Source organism: Paraherbaspirillum soli, from assembly GCF_042654985.1.
Taxonomy (GTDB): Bacteria; Pseudomonadota; Gammaproteobacteria; order Burkholderiales; family Burkholderiaceae_D; genus Paraherbaspirillum; species Paraherbaspirillum soli.
The window spans coordinates 137,595-157,572 of record NZ_JBHSMT010000012.1 but is presented as its reverse complement, the minus strand read 5'-3'; the positions used below and the strand labels follow the sequence as shown (position 1 = coordinate 157,572).

Sequence of the window (19,978 nt, the reverse complement as noted above, 5' to 3'; positions counted from 1 at the left end):
AATAAGGCATTTGCGAAAAATATCCTTCTATAAATTATGGAAAGAGACATTGCAACGTGAGATTATCAGCCCCAGACAATTCTCCGGGGGTATTGATGGACAATAAGGTACGCGGGACGGTCGAGATGGCCGCCGCCATGGTGATTTCGGGAACGATAGGCTGGTTTGTCGTGTTCTCGGGCCAGCCCGTGATGGACGTGGTGTTCTGGCGCTGCGTGTTCGGCGCGATAACGCTGCTCATTGTCTGTGCCGCGCTGGGGCTGCTGCGCGGAGTCTTCTCTTTGCGCATGCTGGGCCTCGCGGCGCTCGGCGGCGTGGCCATTGTCGTCAACTGGCTGCTGCTGTTTAACGCATTCTCCCGGGTCTCAATCTCGATCGCCACGGCGCTCTACAACACCCAGCCCTTCATGCTGGTGGTCCTTGGCGCGCTGTTTTTCCGGGAACGGTTGACGATGACGAAGCTGACGTGGCTGGCGATTGCCTTTGCCGGCATGCTCTTGATCGTGCAGGTGAAACCTGATGTCGAATATATCGGTATGGACTATTTTTCAGGCGCCATGATGGCGCTCGGTGCGGCTTTTTTCTATGCCATCGCAGCCATCATTACTAAAAAGCTCGCCGACACGCCGCCGCATCTGATTGCCTTGATCCAGGTCTGCGTCGGGGTCGTGATGCTCGCGCCTTTTGCGCATCTGTCGGACTTTCCTGTTGATATGAAAACGTGGGGCGCGCTGGTTGCGGTCGGCGTTGTGCATACCGGACTGGTGTATATCCTGCTTTATGGCGCGATTCAAAAACTGCCGACGCACCTGACCGGATCGCTATCCTTCATCTACCCGATTGTCGCGATCACGGTAGATTTCCTGGCCTTCGGCCATCGGCTGCATCCGGCCCAGTTGGTCGGCGCGGCCGCCATTCTGATCGCGGCCGCCGGGATGAATCTTGGCTGGTCATTGTGGAAACCGAAAGCGCGCGTCGAGGACCCTCAAGCCATCAGTTGAATGCCCGGCAATTCTCGCAACTGCCCTGATTTGCGCGATAAGGCAGGACTGTCAAAAGCGCTCGTCAATAATCAGAAAGAAACAGGAATGTCATCGGCAAGCAGTATACTGCCTTCCTTTTTACGATTTTTGCCTTACCCGGAAGGATGACATCATGAGCGCTCTACCAGCATGCCCCAAATGCAATTCTGAATTTACGTACGAAGACGGCGGCCTGTACATCTGCCCCGAGTGCGCCCATGAATGGCCAGTGCACGCTGCCGTCGAGTCGGCCGCGGATGGCATCAAGATCTACCGCGACTCCGCTGGCAATGTATTGCAGGACGGCGATACAGTCACCGTGATCAAGGACTTGAAATTGAAAGGTTCTGGCGGAGTCGTCAAAATGGGGACCAAGGTCAAGAATATTCGCTTGGTTGATGGCGACCATGATATCGACTGTAAAATTGATGGCTTTGGGGCCATGAGCTTGAAATCGGAGTTCGTCAAAAAAGTGTGATGTTGCGAGGGCGGTGTCAGATTCTCCTCGCGTTACGATAATTTATCTGCAATGTGATCCATATGTCCCAATCAATTCCCTTTCCGATTCGCAAGGAGTGCCCACCGGGTGCTTGCACCTGTGATCGGGACGGTTTATTGAATGACCCTGGCGGCGATCTTCGGATACTGAGGTTGACGATGGCGGATGAGAAAAAACTCATTACGCGCATCGAGAATATTTCAAGCTATGCTGATTTGAAGCACATCGAAGTACGCATGCAGGCACAACTGGGTATTGTTCTTCAGATTAATCCAGGCAGTCGCGAAGTGCGTACCGTGCGCGGCCTCAACATCCAGCTTGTGGAGCGTCCGGGGCTGTGCAGGAAGACGCGGCAGTCCATTCCTGCAGCCGTCCGCCGGTGTCTCGAAAAGAATCCGGAGATTGTCTATGCCATCCTTAACGCAAGCGACCTTCTTGGCGCAGCCTAAACCAGCGCAAGACATTTGTTGAAATACTGTCGGCAATAAAAAAGCCCGCTTCCTGATGGTCGCGGGCTTTTTTTGTGTCTGGTTATATCCTGTGGATCTCTTCCCCTGTCTGGATAATGACAAATTTCTTATCCGAGATTGGCTTTAATGGACGTCCGTCTAACAGTCGGTAAATCTTTTCCCCCGGTAGCGGGCTAGTGGCATCGCTTAACGTTGATGCGTCTATGGGGTTCTGGTATCCCTCCACATGATACCCAGTCCCTGAAGCGCCTTTAGCGTCGAATTTTTCTACCAAATCCATAAGAGTCTCCTTGTGGTTAAGCGGGGTAATATCCGAGGCAACAATACCAGATTTTATTTATCGGCTTCGCTTCTCGATGAATGATGCGGCGGTGTTCAACTTCGGTCTCGCAAAATCCGTGTTACGCCACGGATGCGGCGAACATTGCGTAACAATCGCGCAAGATGGACGCGATCTTCAACTTGAATGGTGAAGATCAATTGGGTCATCATTTGATCCTTGTCGTCATCCATATTGACGTAGATGATGTTGGCATCGGAATCGCCGATTTCGGCGGCAACACGCGCCAGAATGCCCTTGTCGTTATAAACCAGTACCTTGATCCGGCAGTCGAAACGGCGGTTCAATTCTTCGCCCCATTGCACTTCGATCCAGCGATCCGGCTCTTTATTGCGTTGGCGCTTGGCTATGTTGCAATCTTCAGCGTGGACCACCAGGCCCTGATCGCGTTTCAGTTGACCCGTGATGTGGTCGCCGGGGATCGGCAGGCAGCAGGGTGAAAGCTGTACGGACACACCTTCGCTGCCATAGATCACCACCGGATCCGGCTTGTTCGGAATCGCAATGCCTTCCATGTCCAGCAGCGGTACCGATAAGGATTCATTCTCGATCAGGCCCATGATGTGTCGCGCTACCAGTGCGGCCATGCGTTTGCCGACGCCGATGTCAGCATAGATTTCATCCAGCGATTTGGCGCTGGACTCATTGAGCAGGCGATCGACGACTATCTGGGCCAATACCGGATTGAGGTTGAGCGTGGCCAATGCCTGTGACAATAGCCGCTTGCCGAGATCAACCGATTCATTCAAGTTGATGGTGCGCAGATGATGGCGGATCGCCGAACGGGCTTTGCCGGTACGGACAAAGCTGAGCCAGTTGGGACTCGGGCGCGAACTGGTCGAAGTGATGATTTCGACGATATCGCCATTGTGTAATTCCGTGCGCAGGGGGGCCGACTCGTGATTGATTTTGGCGGCGATGGTTTGATCGCCGACATCGGTGTGAATGGTGTACGCGAAATCAAGCGCAGTTGCGCCGCGGGGTAATGCAATGATTTTTGATTTCGGCGTGAATACATAGACCGAATCGGGGAATAGGTCGACCTTGACGTGCTCCAGAAACTCGGCCGAATCGCCTGTTTGTTTTTGGATGTCGAGCAGCGATTGCAGCCAGGCGTGGGTGCGCTGTTGCAAGTCGCTCAGATTGCCTTCGTCATCCTTGTAAAGCCAGTGTGCGGCAACGCCTGACTCGGCCACGCGGTGCATGTCCTGGGTGCGGATCTGAAATTCGACCGGCGTGCCGTAAGGACCGATCAGTGTCGTATGTAGCGACTGGTAGCCATTCAATTTTGGTATTGCGATGTAATCCTTGAACTTGCCCGGCATCGGCTTGTACAGCGCATGCAGAGTGCCGAGCGCAAGGTAGCAGTTGGCAAAAGTGTCGACTACGATCCGAAAACCGTAAACATCCAGCACTTGTGAAAACGACAGATGTTTGCTGTGCATCTTGCGGTAGATGCCGAACAGGCTTTTTTCGCGGCCTTCGATTTGTGCGTTGATGCCAGTCGCCGCCAGTGTTGTGCTGACCGATTCGAGAATCTTGCTGACCACCTCGCGGCGGTTGCCGCGTGCGGCCTTGACCGCCTTCATCAGGGTTCGGTGGCGCAGCGGATACAAATGTGAGAACGCCAGTTCTTGCAGTTCTCGGTAGATGTTGTTGAGGCCGAGTCGATGCGCGATCGGCACATAGACTTCCATCGTCTCGCGGGCAATGCGGCGTTTTTTTTCCGGAGCCATCACGCCCAGCGTGCGCATGTTGTGCAAGCGATCGGCCAGCTTGACCAGGATCACGCGGACATCGCGCGCCATCGCCAGCAGCATTTTGCGGAAATTTTCCGCCTGCGCTTCAATCTGGCTCTGGAACTCGATTTTATCCAGCTTGGACAGGCCATCCACCAATGTCGCCACCTGCGCGCCGAAACGCTCGATCAGCTCATCTTTCTTGACGTCCTGATCTTCCATTACGTCGTGCAGCAGCGCTGCCATGATTGCCTGTGCGTCCAGCTTCCAGTCGGCACAGATTTCAGCCACGGCAATCGGATGGGAAATGTACGGCTCGCCTGACTTTCGCATCTGGCCCAGATGCATTTCGTCCGAAAAGCGATATGCTTCCTTGACCTTCTTCAGCTCTGCAGAGGTCAGGTATTCGGCTAGTTTGGTAGTTAGGTGAGTGATCGACGCAACGCTATTTTTAGACGTTAGCTGATCAGGTATTGGCGAGGTATTGGCGGTTTTACTGGCTGAGCGAGAGGATGCCGCGCGCTTTTTTGTGGTTGCGGCTGATGACAGGCTTGAATCTGGAGAAGTCAGGTTCATACTGGGTCGCTATCAGCCGCATGATGTGAAAGATTAACCAGGTACCTTTTTCAGCATTTCTATGCCGACTTTGCCGGCGGCGATTTCGCGCAGCGCAACAACGGTTGGTTTATCTTTTGCTTCTACTTTTGCTGTGTGACCTTGCAACAATTGGCGTGCGCGATAAGTCGCTGCTAGCGTCAATTGAAAGCGGTTAGGGATCTGTTTCAAGCAATCTTCGATGGTAATGCGGGCCATATATTCTCCAGAAATCTGTGACAGCTTAGTCTTAACTTGCGTGTTAACTTAAGTTGGCATGGATGCCCAATTGGGCAAATAAAGATGCGTTGCGTACTGCCTGTTGCGTGAAGCGGCAACGAGTCGCTTTGACGATAGCCGTTAACTCCGATAAAGCAGACGCAAACTCTTGATTAATAATAACATATTCAAACTCGGGAGCGTGTGCGATTTCGCCGCCTGCCGCAAGAATCCTGTGGGTAATAACCTGAGGTTCATCTTGACCGCGTTTTTTCAGTCGTTCTTCCAGTGCGGCAATAGATGGTGGAAGGATGAAAATGCCGACCGCGTGCGGAAATTGTTTCTTTACTTGCTGCGCGCCTTGCCAATCGATTTCCAGCAATACATCGGTGCCGGATTGGATTTGTTCGGCAATTGCCAGTCGCGAGGTGCCGTAATAATTGGTGTGCACTTCAGCCCATTCCAGGAATTCGCCTTGTTTGTGACGTGCGCGGAAATCCTCGACTGACGTGAAGTGGTATTCGCGGCCATTCTGTTCGCCGGGACGCGGTGGTCGAGTTGTGTAGGAAATCGACAGCTTTATCGCCGGTTCTTGTGCCAGCAACGCATTGACAAGCGTCGACTTGCCGGCGCCGGAAGGTGCTACCACCATGAACAAGCTGCCGGAACTCGGGTGCTCATCGGGCATCGCCGAGCTGTTCAGTAGATCGGATGGGGATGACGGCGGATTTGAGGGGGTCATGACAATTAAATATTCTGAAACGGATGGTGGTAAGTTGACAGTGGGTTCCTGCCTGGTCCATGAGGGTTCTTGGTTTGGCTATATACCCAAAATATGTTCGCTATTATATCAGCGGGGCAATAAGACTCTAAAGCGGATTCGAATGGATTTGCAGCTGTTGAATTAGCCCTGCGGAAACTCTGTGGCTTGCGCGTCGATAGCGATGGCGCCGTGCTTATAGTACATTTGTGCCGGCGGCCAAAAATGTCGGCGTCGCCGCACCGGCAGCTATAATGGCAATCGACTCAACGCAACCCAGTTCAACGCTAATCCAGCTATCCGATACACCAGTTGCTGCATTTGCAGCGCAATAAAAACCATCCAATTCTATGCAATACGTTTCCACCCGTGGTCGCTCGGCGGCACAATCTTTTTCCGAAATTCTGCTGGGCGGCTTGGCGCCGGATGGCGGCCTGTACCTGCCTGCCGAATATCCGCAAGTGAGCGGGGCCGAACTGGATCATTGGCGTACGCTGTCCTACGCCGACCTGGCGTTTGAAGTGTTGCAGAAATTTGCGACGGATATCCCGGCCGCTGACCTGAAGGCGTTGGCGCATAAAACATATAGTGCCGAGGTTTACCGGAATGTCCGCGCCGGCGAGGACGCCAGCCAAATTACGCCGTTGCGCGTACTGGAAGAAAAAGACGGCAGCAAGCTGGTGCTGCAAGCATTGTCGAATGGTCCGACCTTGGCGTTCAAGGACATGGCGATGCAATTGCTCGGCAATCTGTTCGAGTACACCTTGGCCAAGAAGGATGCCGAGTTGAATATCTTTGGCGCGACCTCCGGCGATACCGGCAGCGCTGCCGAGTATGCGATGCGCGGCAAAAAAGGCATTCGGGTGTTCATGTTGTCGCCGCATAAGAAAATGAGCGCGTTCCAGACCGCGCAGATGTTCAGTCTGCAAGACCCGAACATTTTTAACCTGGCGGTGGAAGGCGTGTTCGACGATTGCCAGGACATGGTCAAAGCGGTTTCCAACGACCACGACTTTAAAGCGGCTCAAAAAATCGGCACCGTCAATTCGATCAATTGGGCGCGCGTGGTGGCGCAAGTGGTGTATTACTTCCGCGGCTACTTGAGTGCTACCACCAGCAGCGATCAAAAGGTGTCGTTCACCGTCCCGTCCGGCAATTTCGGCAATATCTGCGCCGGCCACATCGCCCGCATGATGGGCCTGCCGATTGACAAGCTGGTTGTAGCTACCAACGAAAACGACGTACTCGACGAATTTTTCCGCACCGGCATTTATCGCGTGCGCAATTCGGCCGAGACATATCACACCAGCAGCCCCAGCATGGATATCAGCAAGGCTTCCAATTTCGAACGTTTCATCCACGATTTGCTGGGCCGGGACAGCGACCGGGTGCGGGCCTTGTTCCAGCAGGTCGAAACGCAAGGCGGTTTTGACCTGTCGGGCAACAGCGGCAGCGACGGTCATGAGTTCGCCGACATCGGACGATTCGGCTTCCAGTCCGGCCGCTCGACGCACCAGGATAGAGTCGATACCATCCGCGATGTACAGGCCCGCTACGGTATCACCATTGATACGCACACCGCCGACGGCATCAAGGTAGCCCGCGAGAATTTGACCCCCGGGGTGCCGATGATCGTGCTGGAAACCGCATTGCCTGCCAAGTTCAACGAAACCATACGCGAAGCGCTGGGGCGCGATGCCGAACGGCCGGCCGGCTTTGAAAATATCGAAGCGCTGCCGCAGCGGTTTGAAGTGATGGCGGCCGATGTGTCGCAGGTCAAGGCTTTCATCGCCGCCCATACCGGCTTGTAATTTGCAGCGCCTATCCATCCACTTTGAAAAATGACACAAAAATCATCAATGCTGAGCGCCGCTGAAGCGCTGGATGTCCTGCTGGCCGCGGTGCGCCCCCTGCAGCACGCTGCCGACGTCGAACAAATACCGACGCTGGCGGCCAATGGCCGGGTGCTGGCGACAGCCCAAGTTTCGCAATTGAATGTGCCGCCGGCCGACAACACGCAAATGGATGGCTATGCGGTACGTGCTGTCGACTGCAGCAGCGCTCAGGCCAGACTGCCGGTCTCGCAACGGATCCCGGCCGGTCATGTCGGTCAGATGCTGCAAGCGGGCACTGCGGCCCGTATTTTTACCGGCGCCATGATTCCGGCCGGCGCCGATGCGGTGGTGATGCAGGAGATGTGCGAACTGGATAAAACCGCGGACGGCGATATGGTGCTGGTCAAGCATGCGCCGGCATCAGGCGAGTGGATTCGCCGCGCCGGCGAAGATATCTGCAGCGGCAGCGTGATCCTGCCGGCCGGCACCCGTTTGCGTGCGCAACATCTGGGGCTGGCGGCCTCGGTTGGACTGGCAAGCTTGCCGGTGCTGCGCAAGTTGCGGGTCGCCGTGTTTTTTACCGGCGATGAATTGACCATGCCGGACGAGCCGTTGAAGCCGGGCGCCATTTACAACTCCAATCGCTTTGTGCTGCGCGGCTTGCTTGAAAACCTGGGCTGTGAAATTACCGATTACGGCATCGTGCCGGATGCTTTGGATGCTACCCGCGAGACTTTGCGTCGCGCCGCCCGACAGCACGATTTGATTATTACTTCCGGCGGCGTTTCGGTCGGCGAAGAAGATTACGTCAAACCGGCGGTAGAAGCCGAAGGACGCCTGAATATGTGGCAAATCGCGATGAAGCCAGGCAAGCCGCTGGCGTTCGGCGAAGTGCGGCGTGACGCTGAAGGCACGCCGGGAACATCGGCATTTTTTATCGGCTTGCCCGGCAATCCGGTGTCCAGCTTCGTCACCTTTTTGCTGTTCGTGCGGCCGTTCATCCTGCGTCTGCAGGGTGTGACCGACGTGGCGCCGCAAGCGATGACGATGCGGGCGGATTTCGTCTGGCCTAAAGCCGACCGCCGCCAGGAGTTTTTACGCGCAAAAATCAATCAAAACGGCGGTCTGGATTTGTTTCCGCATCAAGGCTCTGGGGTATTGACCTCGGTGGTATGGGGCGACGGCCTGATCGACAATCCGGCAGGACAAACCATTGCCGCCGGAGATCGGGTGCGCTTCCTGCCATTTTCTGCCTTGCTGCAATAATTCCGATCGGACCAGGATTGCGCTGTGAAGCCAAGGAAAATCCAATGAAAATCCAAATACGTTTTTTTGCCAGCGTGCGAGAGGCGCTCAAACTGTCCGAGGAAACCGTGGAGCTGCCGGCTACTGTCAAAACCGTCGGTGACCTGCGTTGTTATTTACGTGCACGCGGCGGCGCTTGGGCGGAAGTCCTGGCGGAAGGGCGCGCGTTGCTGATGGCGCTCAATCAGGAAATGACCAGCGCCGACACGCTGCTGAGCCACGATTGCGAAGTGGCATTTTTCCCGCCTGTCACCGGCGGCTGACGGTTTCAATAAGCGCTGACAGGAATACATCATGCCAATTCGCGTTCAGACCGAGGACTTCGATCTTGCTGCCGAGCTTGCGCAATTGCGGCTGGGCAATCCCAAAGTCGGCGCGGTGGTCAGTTTTATCGGTACCGTGCGCGATCTGAGCGACGGCAGCGCGGTAGCGCAAATGGAGCTGGAACATTATCCCGGAATGACCGAAAAAGCCTTGTCCGCCATCGTGGCGCAGGCCAAACAGCGCTGGGATATCTTCGATGCCTTGGTGATTCATCGGGTCGGGCCATTGTTGCCGCTGGATCAGATCGTGCTGGTCGCGGTGACCTCGGCGCATCGCGGTGAAGCGTTCGCGGCATGCGAATTCATCATCGATTACCTGAAAACCGAAGCGCCTTTCTGGAAGAAAGAGCAAACTCCCCAAGGTGCACGCTGGGTCGATGCCCGTGTCAGCGATGAGACGGCGTTGGCCAAGTGGCGGCAAGATGGCGAGGAGACCATTCGAAACCTGTAGTCGTCAGTATCCTCATCGCTTCCTTGAAATAAGCTGGCCAGTCCCAATTTTCTCCTCATTAGATCTTTTGGAGGAACCATGCGTTTCGATAAATTAACCACCAAGCTGCAGGAAGCGATTGCCGATGCCCAAAGTCAGGCCGTCGGCAATGACAATCAATACATCGAGCCGGTCCATGCCTTGCTGGCGCTGCTGAACCAGGAGGACGGCAGCGCCCGTTCGCTGTTGCAACGGGCGGGTGTCAATGTCGCCGCCTTGACGACCGGGCTCAAGACGACGCTGGAACGGCTGCCTAAAGTCTCCGGCACCGGCGGCGAAGTGCAGATCGGTCGCGATCTGCTGGGATTACTCAATCTGGCCGACAAAGAAGCGCAAAAGCGCGGTGATCAATTCATCGCCAGCGAGATGTTGTTGCTCGGCCTGCTCGACGACAAATCGGATGCCGGCCGGCTGGCGCGTGAACACGGCCTGACCCGCAAGGCGCTGGAAGCCGCGATTGAAGCCGTGCGCGGCGGCGCCAACGTCGCTTCACAGGGCGACGAAGGGCAGCGCGAAGCATTGAAAAAATACACTCTTGACCTGACCGAGCGGGCGCGCCTTGGCAAGCTCGATCCGGTGATCGGCCGCGACGATGAAATCCGGCGCGCGATCCAGGTATTGCAACGCCGCAGCAAGAACAATCCGGTACTGATCGGCGAACCGGGTGTCGGCAAGACCGCGATTGTAGAAGGTCTGGCGCAACGCATCGTCAATGGCGAAGTGCCGGACAGCCTGAAATCCAAGCGCGTGCTGTCGCTCGATATGGCGGCGCTGCTGGCAGGCGCCAAATTCCGAGGCGAGTTTGAAGAACGGCTGAAAGCGGTATTGAAGGAAATCGCCCAGGACGAAGGTCAGACCATTGTTTTCATCGACGAGCTGCACACCATGGTCGGGGCCGGCAAGGCGGAAGGCGCGATCGATGCCGGCAATATGCTGAAGCCGGCATTGGCGCGCGGCGAATTGCATTGCGTAGGCGCGACGACGCTGGACGAGTATCGCAAGTACATCGAAAAGGATGCGGCGCTGGAACGCCGCTTCCAGAAGATCCTGGTGGATGAGCCCAGCGTCGAGGCGACCATCGCCATTTTGCGCGGCTTGCAGGAAAAGTACGAAGTCCATCACGGCGTTCAAATTACCGACCCGGCGATTGTCGCGGCGGCGGAATTGTCGCATCGCTATATCACCGACCGCTTCTTGCCGGACAAGGCGATCGACCTAATCGATGAAGCCGCGGCCAAGATCAAGATTGAAATCGACTCCAAGCCGGAGGTCATGGACAAGCTCGACCGCCGTCTGATCCAACTGAAAATCGAGCGCGAAGCGGTCCGCCGCGAGATGGATGAGGCGTCGCAAAAACGCTTCGCCCTGATCGAAGAAGAAATCGCCAAACTGGAGCGCGAATACGCCGACCTGGAAGAAATCTGGAAGTCAGAGAAAGCTGCCGCCCAGGGCAGCAAGCATTTGAAAGAAGAAATCGAAAAGCTGCGTCTGCAAATCGACGAAGCGACCCGCAACAGCGACTGGCAGAAAGTATCCGAGCTGAAGTACGGCAAGCTCAACGAGCTGGAAAAGGCGCTCGAGGCGCAATCCAAGCAGGATGAGCTGGCCGCGCCGCATGCCGAAGCGAGCGGCAAGCCGAAGTTGGTGCGGACCCAGGTCGGAGTCGATGAAATTGCCGAGATCGTGTCGCGTGCTACCGGCATTCCGGTGGCCAAGATGCTGCAGGGCGAGCGCGACAAACTGCTTAAGATGGAAGAGGAATTGCATCGCCGGGTGGTCGGTCAGGATGAGGCGATTGAAGCCGTTTCGGATGCGATCCGACGCCAACGTGCGGGATTGGGCGACCCGGACCGGCCATATGGCTCGTTCATGTTCCTGGGGCCGACCGGGGTCGGCAAAACCGAGCTGTGCAAGGCGCTTGCAGGCTTTTTGTTCGATAGCACGGACGCGTTGATCCGGATCGACATGAGCGAGTTCATGGAGAAGCATTCGGTAGCGCGTCTGATCGGTGCGCCTCCCGGTTATGTTGGTTACGAAGAAGGCGGCTATCTGACTGAGCTGGTGCGGCGCAAACCGTACAGCGTGATCCTGCTCGACGAAATCGAGAAGGCCCATCCCGATGTGTTCAACGTGCTGTTGCAAGTGCTGGACGACGGCCGTCTGACCGACGGCCAGGGCCGCACCGTGGATTTCAAGAACACAGTGATCGTGATGACCTCGAATCTGGGCTCGCATCGGATTCAGGCGGTGGGAGAGAGCGATCCGGCTTCCATCAAGCAGGAAGTGATGGACGAAGTCAGAAGCCATTTCCGTCCGGAGTTCATTAACCGCATCGATGAAATCGTGGTGTTCCATGCGCTGGATGAAAAGAATATCGGCGCGATTGCCAAGATCCAGCTGAAAATTCTGGAGCAGCGTCTGGCGCAGATGGATATGCGATTGGAGATTTCGGAAGCCGGACTGCAAAAGATCGCGGAGGCCGGTTTTGATCCTGTGTACGGTGCGCGACCGTTGAAGCGCGCGATCCAGCAGAAGATCGAAAATCCGTTGTCGAAGCTGATCCTGGAAGGGAAATTCGGCCCGAAGGACACTATTCATGTGACAGTCAACCATGATGAGCTGGTGTTTAAGGCAACGGCTTAACTGTTTTCAAACACGATAGGTTTGTGATGACTTTTTCGACTTGCGATATTTGCGATGCCAATGAAGATAAGCTCGGCACCGGCATTCTGGCGGTATTGCCGCCGATGTTCCTGGCGTTCGGCAAGCAGCAAAGCTTTTCCGGCCCGGCCCGCACCTTAAAGGTATTCGAGGACAACGTGCTGGTCCGTGCAACGCTGGAAGTCCCGGGGGAAGGCCAGGTGCTGGTGATCGATGGCGGCGCTAGTCTGCGCTGCGCCTTGGTCGGTGGCAATCTCGGCATGCTGGCTGAAAAAAACGGCTGGGCCGGGATTGTCGTCAATGGCTGCGTGCGCGATTCGGCCGAGCTGAATGCCTGCAACATCGGCGTTCGCGCGCTCGCCACGCATCCGCAGCGCAGCGTGCGCAAGGGCTTGGGCGAGCGCGACATCCGGGTGTCGATTGGTGGTGTCGCGGTGGCGCCGGGAGACTGGATTTACGCGGACGCCGATGGCGTGCTGGTGGCGCGCGAGAAGCTGGTTATTTCACCGTGAAATAGCGGACGTAGTAAAAAATATCCCGGCCAACCGCGCCGGGATATCGTCGTCAACTTACGGGCACCTCTAAAAACCGTAGCGAGCGGCCCAAGGTCGGGGCGAGAAGCGCAGCCGTACGAAGGTACGGTGAGCATCACAGCCCCGAGATTGGGCCGCGCAGTAGGTTTTTAGAGGTGCCCTTACGTTTTCTTCAACTGATCCCTGATCGGCAGATTGCGGATGCGTTTGCCGGTGGCCGCGAAAATGGCGTTGCACAAGGCCGGTGCGATCGGCGGCGTGGCCGGTTCGCCGACGCCGCCGAGCGGCATGTCGTACTGGTGCGGCACCAGATGCACGCGCAGATCGCGTGGTGCTGAAAATGAACGCAGGATTTCGTATTCATGGAAATTGCCTTGCTCGGCGCTGCCGTTCTTGAAAGTGATTTCGCCGCTCAGCGCCAGACTCAAACCCATGATGCATGCGCCCTCGGCTTGCGAGCGGACCCGATCCGGCGTCACCAGCGGGCCGCAATCGAGCGCCAGGTCAACCCGGGGAAGGCTGATTTCGCCGGCGTCATTGACCGCCACTTCGATCACCGCCGCCACGTAAGTCATGAAGCTGTAAGCCACTGCCAGGCCGAGTCCGTGCCCCTTCGGTAGCTTGCGGCCCCAGCCCGCTTCCTGCGTCGCCATTTCAATCACCTGGCGCATGCGGCCGGTATCGAGCGGATAGCGCAGCGGCGACTCGCCGTAATTGCTGCTGTCGGACATCTCGCGCGGATCGATCTTGCGTGCCGGTCCGATCAACTCCAGTAAAAATTCCCTATGATCGCGCCGGGCCGCCGCCGCCAGTTCGGCGACGAACGATTGCACCGCGAATGCGTGCGGAATATTGGATACCGAGCGGAACCAGCCGATGCGGGTATGCGCCTCCACTTCCGGTGCTTCGATGCGGATATTCGGAATCAGGAACGGGATATTGAGCGCGCTCATGCCGAGTTCGCCGGCCGATTCGCCCTTGGCGCCGGCGACGAAGGTCGAGGAGATGGTCGGCGCCGCAGTGCGATGCAGCCATGCCTGCGGTTTGCCGTTGGCATCGAGGCTGCTTTCCAGGCGCTCCAGCGAGACGGTGTGGAAATAATCATGGCGCAGATCGTCTTCGCGAGTCCAGGTCACCTTGATCGGCGTGCCGTCCATCGCTTGCGACAGCAGCGCCGCTTCGGCCGCAAAGTCGGGTTTCGATTTACGCCCGAAACCGCCGCCGAGCAAGGTCACATTGACTTTGACGTCGTCCGGCCGATAGCCGAGACGGTCGGCAACCGTCTGGCGCGTGGCTTGCGGATCTTGCACGCAGGCCCACACCTCGCATTTGCCGTGAGCGATGCGCGCGGCGGCGGCCGGCGGCTCCATCGTGGCGTGGGCCAGATGCGGGAGATAGTATTCGGCCGTTATCCGTTTTGCGGCCTTGGCCAGCGCCCCCATTGCGTTGCCTTGATCGCGCACCACCTTGGCCGGTTTGCGCGCAGCCTCTTGCAGCGTGGTCTTGAACGTGCCGGAGTCGTAGCCGGCATTGGGGCCGTGGTCCCAGGTGATTTTCAATGCTTCGCGGCCTTTGATCGCCGCCCATGTATTGCGCCCGATCACGGCAATTCCGCCCAACGGGTTGAACAAGGCTGGCGGCGGGCTGCCCTTGAGTTCGATCACGCGCACCACGCCTGGCACTTTCAACGCCTCGGCGGCATCAAAGCTGGCGACCTTGCCGCCGAATACCGGCGGCCGGGCGACCACGGCGTACAGCATGCCTTCCAGTCGGGTGTCGATGCCGTAGTGGGCATGGCCGCTGACGATGTCCTGGAAATCGACGCTGTTGAAGCTGTCTTTGCCGATGTAGCGGAACTGGGCCGGATCTTTCAGGCGGACTTGTGCGGCTGCCGGCAGCGGCAGCTTGGCAGCATCGGCTGCCAGCGCGCCATAGCCCAGCTTGCGGCCGCTGGGCGCATGCAGCACTTCGTGATTTTTTGCGCTGACTTCTGCTAGCGGTACGCCCCAGCGCGCTGCGGCTGCGGTTTCCAGCATCAGGCGGGCGGTGGCGCCGACCTGGCGCATCGGCATGAAGAAGTGGCGCATGCTGCGCGAGCCATCGGTGTTCTGGTTGCCATAGCGTTCTTCATCGGCATGGGCTTGCACCACGCGCACCCGGCTCCAGTCGGCCTCGAGTTCGTCGGCGACCACCAGCGGCAAGCTGCTGCGGATGCCTTGTCCCATCTCCGAGCGGTGGGCGACGATGGTGACCATGCCATCGCTGCCGATCGAGACGAAGATCAATGGATTGTTGACGGTGCCGCCCGGCATGTGATCGGCGCCGTATTTTTGCGCCGGACCGGCGTCGGCTGCGCTGACCATGCCATCGAGGCCGACCGTCAGCGCCAATCCGGTCAATGCGCCGATGCCTTTGAGCCAGATGCGGCGGCTCATGGAAAGGGGTGAATCCAGTTTCTCGATATCGAAGGCGGCGCTCATTGGTCGGCTCCCTGCTTGGCGGCGACCTGTTTGATGGCGGCCCGGATGCGGGTATAGGTGCCGCAACGGCAAAGATTGCCGCTCATCGCTTCGTCGATTTGCTGATCGCTGGGTTTGGGCGTGGTTTTCAGCAGGGCCGTGGCCGACATGATTTGACCGGCCTGGCAATAACCGCATTGCGGCACCCCGAGTGCGATCCATGCCTGCTGCAGCGCATGGCCTACGCGGTCTTCGGCCATCGCCTCGATGGTGCTCACTTTTTTACCGGCCGCGGCGCTGATCGGGGTGACGCAGGAGCGGATCGGTTCACCGTCGAGATGCACGGTGCAGGCTCCGCACAGCGCCATGCCGCAGCCGAATTTGGTGCCGGTCAGCCCGATGTGATCGCGTAGCGCCCAAAGCAGGGGAGTGTCCTCCGGTAAATCGATTTCATGCTGCTTGCCGTTGATATTCAGGTTTGTCATGAGTCGTCTCTTTCCTACTTGGAGTTGATCGGCTACTGCGGTCCGGCTGGATATTCTAGACCGTACATTTATTTTGATGTTTAGCAACTGTTTCGGGGATAATTGGCGACCAGCATTTTTCATAATGGAGTTTCGATGTCTTTAACCGGTCGCATTCCCGACTCTGCATCCCTGCCCGAATTAACCATACGCGGCATTATTATTGGCGCTTTGATCACGGTGGTGTTTACCGCTTCCAACGTGTATCTGGGCTTGAAAGTAGGCCTGACCTTTTCGTCCGCGATCCCGGCCGCCGTGATTTCCATGGCGGTGCTGCGGATGTTCAAGGGCGCCAACATCCTTGAAAACAATATGGTGCAAACCCAGGCTTCCGCAGCCGGAACCCTGTCCGCCATCATCTTTATTTTGCCGGGGCTGGTGATGATCGGCCATTGGCAAGGCTTTCCGTTTTGGCAAACCCTGGCGATCTGCGTCGCCGGCGGCATGCTGGGCGTGATGTTCACGATCCCGTTGCGACATGCGATGGTGGTGCAAAGCGACCTGCCATATCCGGAAGGCGTCGCCGCCGCGGAAATCCTGCGGGTCGGCAGCGCGGATGCAGGCGCCGATCAGAACTCCTCAGGCGCCAATTCCGAAACCGGTATTGTCGACATCATGGCCGGCGGCTTGACGGCGGCGCTGGTGACCTTGGCGTCATCGGGCTTGCGGGTGCTGGGCGAGGGCATCAATTTGTGGTTCGCGGCGGGGGCTGCGGTGGTACGGGTTTCGACCGGATTCTCGCTGGCGCTGCTGGGTGCCGGCTACCTGATCGGCATCGTCGCCGGGATCGCGATGCTGATCGGCTTGTTGATTGCCTGGGGAGTGGCGGTACCGGTATTGACCTCGATGCATAGCATGCCGGACGGCATGACTCTAGCCAAGTTCGCGACCGGATTCTGGACCAAGGACGTGCGCTTCATCGGTGCCGGCACCATCGGCGTGGCCGCGGTCTGGACCTTGGGCACACTATTCAAGCCGATGGTGGAAGGCATGAAGGCGTCATCGCAGGCTTTGCGCAGCGGTGCCGGACGGGTCAACATCCCGCGCACCGAGCTCGATCTGGCGCCGAAGTGGATCATCGGCATCACGCTGGTAGTGGTGGCGGTGTTGGTCGCGACCTTTGCCAGCTTCTTGAGCGCGGCGCCGATCACGCCGGGCATCATGTGGCGCCTGGTCGCCTACAGCGTGCTGTTTGCCGTCATTTTCGGATTCCTGGTGGCCGCCGCTTGCGCCTACATGGCGGGGTTGATCGGTTCCTCGGCTAGCCCGATTTCGGGGATCGGCATCATCGCCGTGATCCTGGTCTCGCTGTTGATCCTGCTGGCCAGCAGCGCCGACGGTTTGTTGGCAACCGAGGCCGGCAACAAATTAGGAATTGCCTTGGCGATTTTCACCACGTCGGCAGTGATCGCGGTGGCGACTATTTCCAACGACAATATGCAGGACCTGAAAACCGGTTGGCTGGTTGGCGCTACGCCATGGCGGCAACAGGTGGCCTTGCTGATCGGCTGCGTGGTTGGGGCGCTGGTGATTCCTCCGGTGCTGGAGCTGCTGTATAACGCGTACGGTTTTGCCGGCGCCATGCCGCGTGCCGATATGGACGCGGCGAATGCCTTGTCGGCACCGCAAGCAACCCTGATGACCGCGATTGCGACCGGCATTTTTACGCACCAGCTGAACTGGAACATGATCGAGATCGGCATGGGACTGGGCGTGGTGATGGTGCTGATCGACGAAATCCTGCGCCGCCGCGGTGGCGCGGCGCGCCTGCCGGTACTGGCGGTGGGGATCGGCATCTATCTGCCGCCGACTGTAGCGTCGGTGCTGGTATTGGGGGCTGTATTGGCATGGCTGGTTGAGCGCACGTTGAAGAAGCGGGCGCAGAAGCAAGGTGTGCCGTATCACCAATTTGCGGAATCGGCCAACCGGCGCGGCGTGCTGCTGGCATCCGGTTTGATCGTCGGGGAAAGCTTGATCGGCGTACTGTTGGCCGCCGTCATCGGCTTCACCGGCAACGATGCACCGCTGGCGATGGTCGGTGCGTCTTTCGAAAATACGGCGCAGTTGCTCGGCCTGCTGGTGTTTGTGCTGGTCGGCTGGGGATTTGCGCGGCGGGTGTTGGCTGCGCGCAGCTAGATCGCCTAGTAGAAAGATAGAAATGAAAATGATCCCCGCCTAGACGGGGATCATTGGTTTCAAGCGGTAATAATCACATCACTCGCTGCGACCTTGTCTGGAAACAGCCCAACCACCTCCCAATACCAACAGCAAGCCGGCCACGGTAGCGACGTGGCGTAGCCACGGCAGACTTTCCCACAGCGGACGCGCCAGCGGCTCCGAGGTAATCATGCTCATCGCGGTGTACACCAGGATTGCAGCGCCGACATAGATCGTGACCGGGAACCGTTCGATCAGCTTCAGCGCCAGGGTCGAGCCCCAAACCATGATGGGGACCGAAATCAGCAGGCCGGCAATGACCAGCGCGATGCTGCCATGGGCGGCGCCGGCGACTGCCAGCACGTTGTCGATGCCCATCACGGTATCGGCGATGATGATGGTTTTCAGTGCGGCCAGCATGGTGTTGGCGCCCGAGCCATGGCTTTCGCCGCTGTCGGACTGGGTCAGCAAGCGGTAGGCAATCCACAGCAGAGCGACGCCGCCGATCAGCAGTAGACCGGGGATCTTGAGTAGCCAGACCATCGCGATGGTCATCAATACCCGCGTTACTACGGCGCCCAGCGTGCCCCAGACAATCGCCTTGCGGCGCAGATGGTCAGGCAAGGTGCGCGCCGCCATCGCAATCACGATGGCATTGTCTCCGGCCAGTACCAGGTCGATCACGACGATAGATAAGAGTGCGGCAAAAAAAGCGCCAACGTTCCAGTCGGCCATGCCGAGCAGGGCAAGAAAGTGAGATAAATCCATAAAAGTCTCCAACAAGGGTTAGTCGATAACCTCAAGCATGGACAACAACAGGAGTGACGAGGAGTGAATACGCGACACTTTGCCTGCATGGGATCCATGCTGACAAAGGTCTTGCTCAACAGCTAGAACAACTAAGCTGCCAAGGTAACCGGGTGCAGACGCTGTGCCTGTTCCGTGATGACGACTACCTTGCAAAACATCGAAGGCAAACTTCAATGTTCAGGAGCTACTCCCCTTTGAGAGGGCGCTGCACGGCGAGATCGTCGTGCAGCAGGGCGCTATTGTACATCAGCAATCCCTTAAATTGAAACAGCTCTGGCTGAATTATCCGTTGCGCCAATAGTCGGGCTGGGCGTAAGCGCGCCGTAGAAAGTCGATAAATACTCTGATCCGCAACGGCAAATGCCGTCGCTGGGCAAATACGGCATAGATGTCGTTGCCGGGAGCGGCAAATTCATCCAGCACCGTGACCAGTTCGCCGGATTCGATCTCGGTCCCGACTTCCCACATCGAGCGCCAGGCCAGCCCCTTGCCGCTGAGCGCCCAATCGTGCAGCACCTGGCCATCGTTGCACACCATGTTGCCGGCGACTTTGAGGGTCACGATCTTGCCGTTGTGACGAAAGCTCCAGCCGCGCTGGCTGCCTTCGCTGCTGATCGCGAGGCAGTTGTGCTTTTGCAGATCGTCCAGGGTTTGCGGTTTGCCATGGCGTTTGATGTAGGCTGGCGAAGCCACCACGATGCGCTTGTTGTCGGCCAATTTGGTGCCGACTAGCGTCGAATCCGACAGCGCGGCGATGCGGATCGCGACGTCTATCCCTTCGCCGATCAGGTCGACCACGCGGTCGTTCAGGTTCAGGGTCAGCGTGACGTCGCGATGTTCGGTCAGGAAGGAGGGCATCAGCGGCGCCACGTGCTGGCGGCCGAAGCCGGCCGGTGCCGAAATCAGCAAATGGCCGCTGGCATGCGCGCTGCGCTCCGAAACCGCCGATTCGGCATCCTCCAGATCGGCCAAAATCCGCTGGCAATCCTCGAGGAAGGCTTGGCCTTCGTTGGTGAGGGCGATCTTGCGGGTGGTGCGCTGCAACAGTTTGACGCCGAGCCGTTCTTCCAACGCATCCAGTCGCCGCCCGATCATCGCCGGTGCGATGCCTTCGGCGCGCGCTGCGGCCGACAGGCTGCCTTTGGCGACGACTTCCACAAAGGTGGAAATTTGCTTGAATTGATCCACTGATTCCCAATTATCCTGAAATTTTCATTTGTGACTTAAACACATAGATC

At 57.8% G+C, this 19,978-nt stretch carries 18 protein-coding genes; 10 read left to right on the top strand and 8 right to left on the bottom strand.

Going from position 1 to position 19,978, the window contains the following annotated elements:
- Positions 1–95: 95 nt before the first annotated feature.
- The 3 genes from ACFPM8_RS07000 (at position 96) to ACFPM8_RS06990 (ending at position 1,970) form a co-directional block, all read left to right on the top strand.
- The gene (locus ACFPM8_RS07000) at positions 96–1,001 is read left to right on the top strand and encodes a DMT family transporter (protein WP_378996432.1); all 906 of its coding nucleotides are present in this window, start codon (positions 96–98) and stop codon (positions 999–1,001) included.
- Positions 1,002–1,155: 154 nt separating this feature from the next.
- Positions 1,156–1,500 (top strand): zinc ribbon domain-containing protein YjdM, encoded by a 345-nt coding sequence (locus ACFPM8_RS06995; RefSeq protein WP_378996430.1) that lies wholly within the window; start codon positions 1,156–1,158, stop codon positions 1,498–1,500.
- Positions 1,501–1,562: 62 nt separating this feature from the next.
- On the top strand, positions 1,563–1,970 hold the full coding sequence (locus ACFPM8_RS06990) for a hypothetical protein (protein WP_378996427.1): 408 nt from the start codon (positions 1,563–1,565) through the stop codon (positions 1,968–1,970).
- Positions 1,971–2,052: 82 nt separating this feature from the next.
- Here ACFPM8_RS06990 and ACFPM8_RS06985 read toward each other — a convergent pair whose 3' ends face one another.
- From ACFPM8_RS06985 to gmk, 4 genes are all read right to left on the bottom strand, one after another.
- A complete protein-coding gene (locus tag ACFPM8_RS06985) occupies positions 2,053–2,271 on the bottom strand; it encodes a hypothetical protein (RefSeq protein ID WP_378996425.1) in 219 nt (72 codons plus the stop codon).
- A 95-nt stretch (positions 2,272–2,366) separates the two neighbouring features.
- Complete coding sequence (locus ACFPM8_RS06980) at positions 2,367–4,646, bottom strand: RelA/SpoT family protein (protein WP_378996423.1); 2,280 nt, start codon at positions 4,644–4,646, stop codon at positions 2,367–2,369.
- A gap of 33 nt (positions 4,647–4,679) precedes the next feature.
- On the bottom strand, positions 4,680–4,883 hold the full coding sequence (gene rpoZ, locus ACFPM8_RS06975; protein ID WP_378996421.1) for a DNA-directed RNA polymerase subunit omega: 204 nt from the start codon (positions 4,881–4,883) through the stop codon (positions 4,680–4,682).
- Positions 4,884–4,926: 43 nt separating this feature from the next.
- Complete coding sequence (gmk, locus tag ACFPM8_RS06970) at positions 4,927–5,571, bottom strand: guanylate kinase (RefSeq protein WP_378996620.1); 645 nt, start codon at positions 5,569–5,571, stop codon at positions 4,927–4,929.
- A gap of 422 nt (positions 5,572–5,993) precedes the next feature.
- Here gmk and thrC point away from each other — a divergent pair, with 422 nt between their 5' ends.
- The 6 genes from thrC to rraA all read left to right on the top strand — a co-directional run bounded on the left by thrC (position 5,994) and on the right by rraA (position 12,769).
- Complete coding sequence (thrC, locus tag ACFPM8_RS06965; protein WP_378996419.1) at positions 5,994–7,454, top strand: threonine synthase; 1,461 nt, start codon at positions 5,994–5,996, stop codon at positions 7,452–7,454.
- Between the two features lie 30 nt (positions 7,455–7,484).
- Positions 7,485–8,744 (top strand): molybdopterin molybdotransferase MoeA, encoded by a 1,260-nt coding sequence (locus ACFPM8_RS06960; RefSeq protein WP_378996417.1) that lies wholly within the window; start codon positions 7,485–7,487, stop codon positions 8,742–8,744.
- Between the two features lie 44 nt (positions 8,745–8,788).
- A complete protein-coding gene (gene moaD / locus ACFPM8_RS06955; RefSeq protein ID WP_378996415.1) occupies positions 8,789–9,046 on the top strand; it encodes a molybdopterin converting factor subunit 1 in 258 nt (85 codons plus the stop codon).
- 31 nt (positions 9,047–9,077) lie between these two features.
- Positions 9,078–9,557: a molybdenum cofactor biosynthesis protein MoaE gene (locus ACFPM8_RS06950; protein WP_378996413.1), complete on the top strand. Its 480-nt coding sequence runs from the start codon at positions 9,078–9,080 to the stop codon at positions 9,555–9,557.
- A gap of 78 nt (positions 9,558–9,635) precedes the next feature.
- Entirely contained in the window at positions 9,636–12,239 is a 2,604-nt protein-coding gene (clpB, locus tag ACFPM8_RS06945; protein ID WP_378996411.1) for an ATP-dependent chaperone ClpB, read from the top strand.
- Positions 12,240–12,265: 26 nt separating this feature from the next.
- Entirely contained in the window at positions 12,266–12,769 is a 504-nt protein-coding gene (gene rraA, locus ACFPM8_RS06940) for a ribonuclease E activity regulator RraA (protein ID WP_378996408.1), read from the top strand.
- Between the two features lie 182 nt (positions 12,770–12,951).
- On the opposite strand, the gene ACFPM8_RS06935 is transcribed toward rraA, so the two are convergent.
- Both ACFPM8_RS06935 and ACFPM8_RS06930 read right to left on the bottom strand, forming a co-directional pair.
- On the bottom strand, positions 12,952–15,270 hold the full coding sequence (locus ACFPM8_RS06935; RefSeq protein WP_378996406.1) for a xanthine dehydrogenase family protein molybdopterin-binding subunit: 2,319 nt from the start codon (positions 15,268–15,270) through the stop codon (positions 12,952–12,954).
- Positions 15,267–15,734 carry a (2Fe-2S)-binding protein gene (locus ACFPM8_RS06930; protein ID WP_378996404.1) on the bottom strand — a complete coding sequence of 156 codons (468 nt, stop codon included), beginning with the start codon at positions 15,732–15,734 and terminating at the stop codon, positions 15,267–15,269. Before ACFPM8_RS06930 ends, ACFPM8_RS06935 begins: the two co-directional genes overlap by 4 nt.
- Positions 15,735–15,869: 135 nt before the next feature.
- Here ACFPM8_RS06930 and ACFPM8_RS06925 point away from each other — a divergent pair, with 135 nt between their 5' ends.
- Positions 15,870–17,909 carry an OPT family oligopeptide transporter gene (locus ACFPM8_RS06925; protein ID WP_378996402.1) on the top strand — a complete coding sequence of 680 codons (2,040 nt, stop codon included), beginning with the start codon at positions 15,870–15,872 and terminating at the stop codon, positions 17,907–17,909.
- Between the two features lie 78 nt (positions 17,910–17,987).
- On the opposite strand, the gene ACFPM8_RS06920 is transcribed toward ACFPM8_RS06925, so the two are convergent.
- Entirely contained in the window at positions 17,988–18,698 is a 711-nt protein-coding gene (locus ACFPM8_RS06920) for a TerC family protein (RefSeq protein WP_378996400.1), read from the bottom strand.
- A 324-nt stretch (positions 18,699–19,022) separates the two neighbouring features.
- On the bottom strand, positions 19,023–19,928 hold the full coding sequence (locus tag ACFPM8_RS06915) for a LysR family transcriptional regulator (protein WP_378996398.1): 906 nt from the start codon (positions 19,926–19,928) through the stop codon (positions 19,023–19,025).
- Positions 19,929–19,978 lie beyond the last annotated feature (50 nt).

Bases quoted from the DNA above. Each gene is read 5' to 3' on its own strand.
- ACFPM8_RS06950 (WP_378996413.1), top strand. From the start codon at position 9,078: ATGCCAATTCGCGTTCAGACCGAGGACTTCGATCTTGCTGCCGAGCTT.
- gmk (WP_378996620.1), bottom strand. From the start codon at position 5,571: ATGCCCGATGAGCACCCGAGTTCCGGCAGCTTGTTCATGGTGGTAGCA.
- ACFPM8_RS06980 (WP_378996423.1), bottom strand. From the start codon at position 4,646: ATGAACCTGACTTCTCCAGATTCAAGCCTGTCATCAGCCGCAACCACA.
- clpB (WP_378996411.1), top strand. From the start codon at position 9,636: ATGCGTTTCGATAAATTAACCACCAAGCTGCAGGAAGCGATTGCCGAT.
- ACFPM8_RS06995 (WP_378996430.1), top strand. From the start codon at position 1,156: ATGAGCGCTCTACCAGCATGCCCCAAATGCAATTCTGAATTTACGTAC.
- ACFPM8_RS06935 (WP_378996406.1), bottom strand. From the start codon at position 15,270: ATGAGCGCCGCCTTCGATATCGAGAAACTGGATTCACCCCTTTCCATG.
- ACFPM8_RS06930 (WP_378996404.1), bottom strand. From the start codon at position 15,734: ATGACAAACCTGAATATCAACGGCAAGCAGCATGAAATCGATTTACCG.
- ACFPM8_RS06985 (WP_378996425.1), bottom strand. From the start codon at position 2,271: ATGGATTTGGTAGAAAAATTCGACGCTAAAGGCGCTTCAGGGACTGGG.
- ACFPM8_RS07000 (WP_378996432.1), top strand. From the start codon at position 96: ATGGACAATAAGGTACGCGGGACGGTCGAGATGGCCGCCGCCATGGTG.
- rpoZ (WP_378996421.1), bottom strand. From the start codon at position 4,883: ATGGCCCGCATTACCATCGAAGATTGCTTGAAACAGATCCCTAACCGC.
- ACFPM8_RS06925 (WP_378996402.1), top strand. From the start codon at position 15,870: ATGTCTTTAACCGGTCGCATTCCCGACTCTGCATCCCTGCCCGAATTA.
- ACFPM8_RS06960 (WP_378996417.1), top strand. From the start codon at position 7,485: ATGACACAAAAATCATCAATGCTGAGCGCCGCTGAAGCGCTGGATGTC.
- moaD (WP_378996415.1), top strand. From the start codon at position 8,789: ATGAAAATCCAAATACGTTTTTTTGCCAGCGTGCGAGAGGCGCTCAAA.
- rraA (WP_378996408.1), top strand. From the start codon at position 12,266: ATGACTTTTTCGACTTGCGATATTTGCGATGCCAATGAAGATAAGCTC.
- ACFPM8_RS06920 (WP_378996400.1), bottom strand. From the start codon at position 18,698: ATGGATTTATCTCACTTTCTTGCCCTGCTCGGCATGGCCGACTGGAAC.
- thrC (WP_378996419.1), top strand. From the start codon at position 5,994: ATGCAATACGTTTCCACCCGTGGTCGCTCGGCGGCACAATCTTTTTCC.
- ACFPM8_RS06990 (WP_378996427.1), top strand. From the start codon at position 1,563: ATGTCCCAATCAATTCCCTTTCCGATTCGCAAGGAGTGCCCACCGGGT.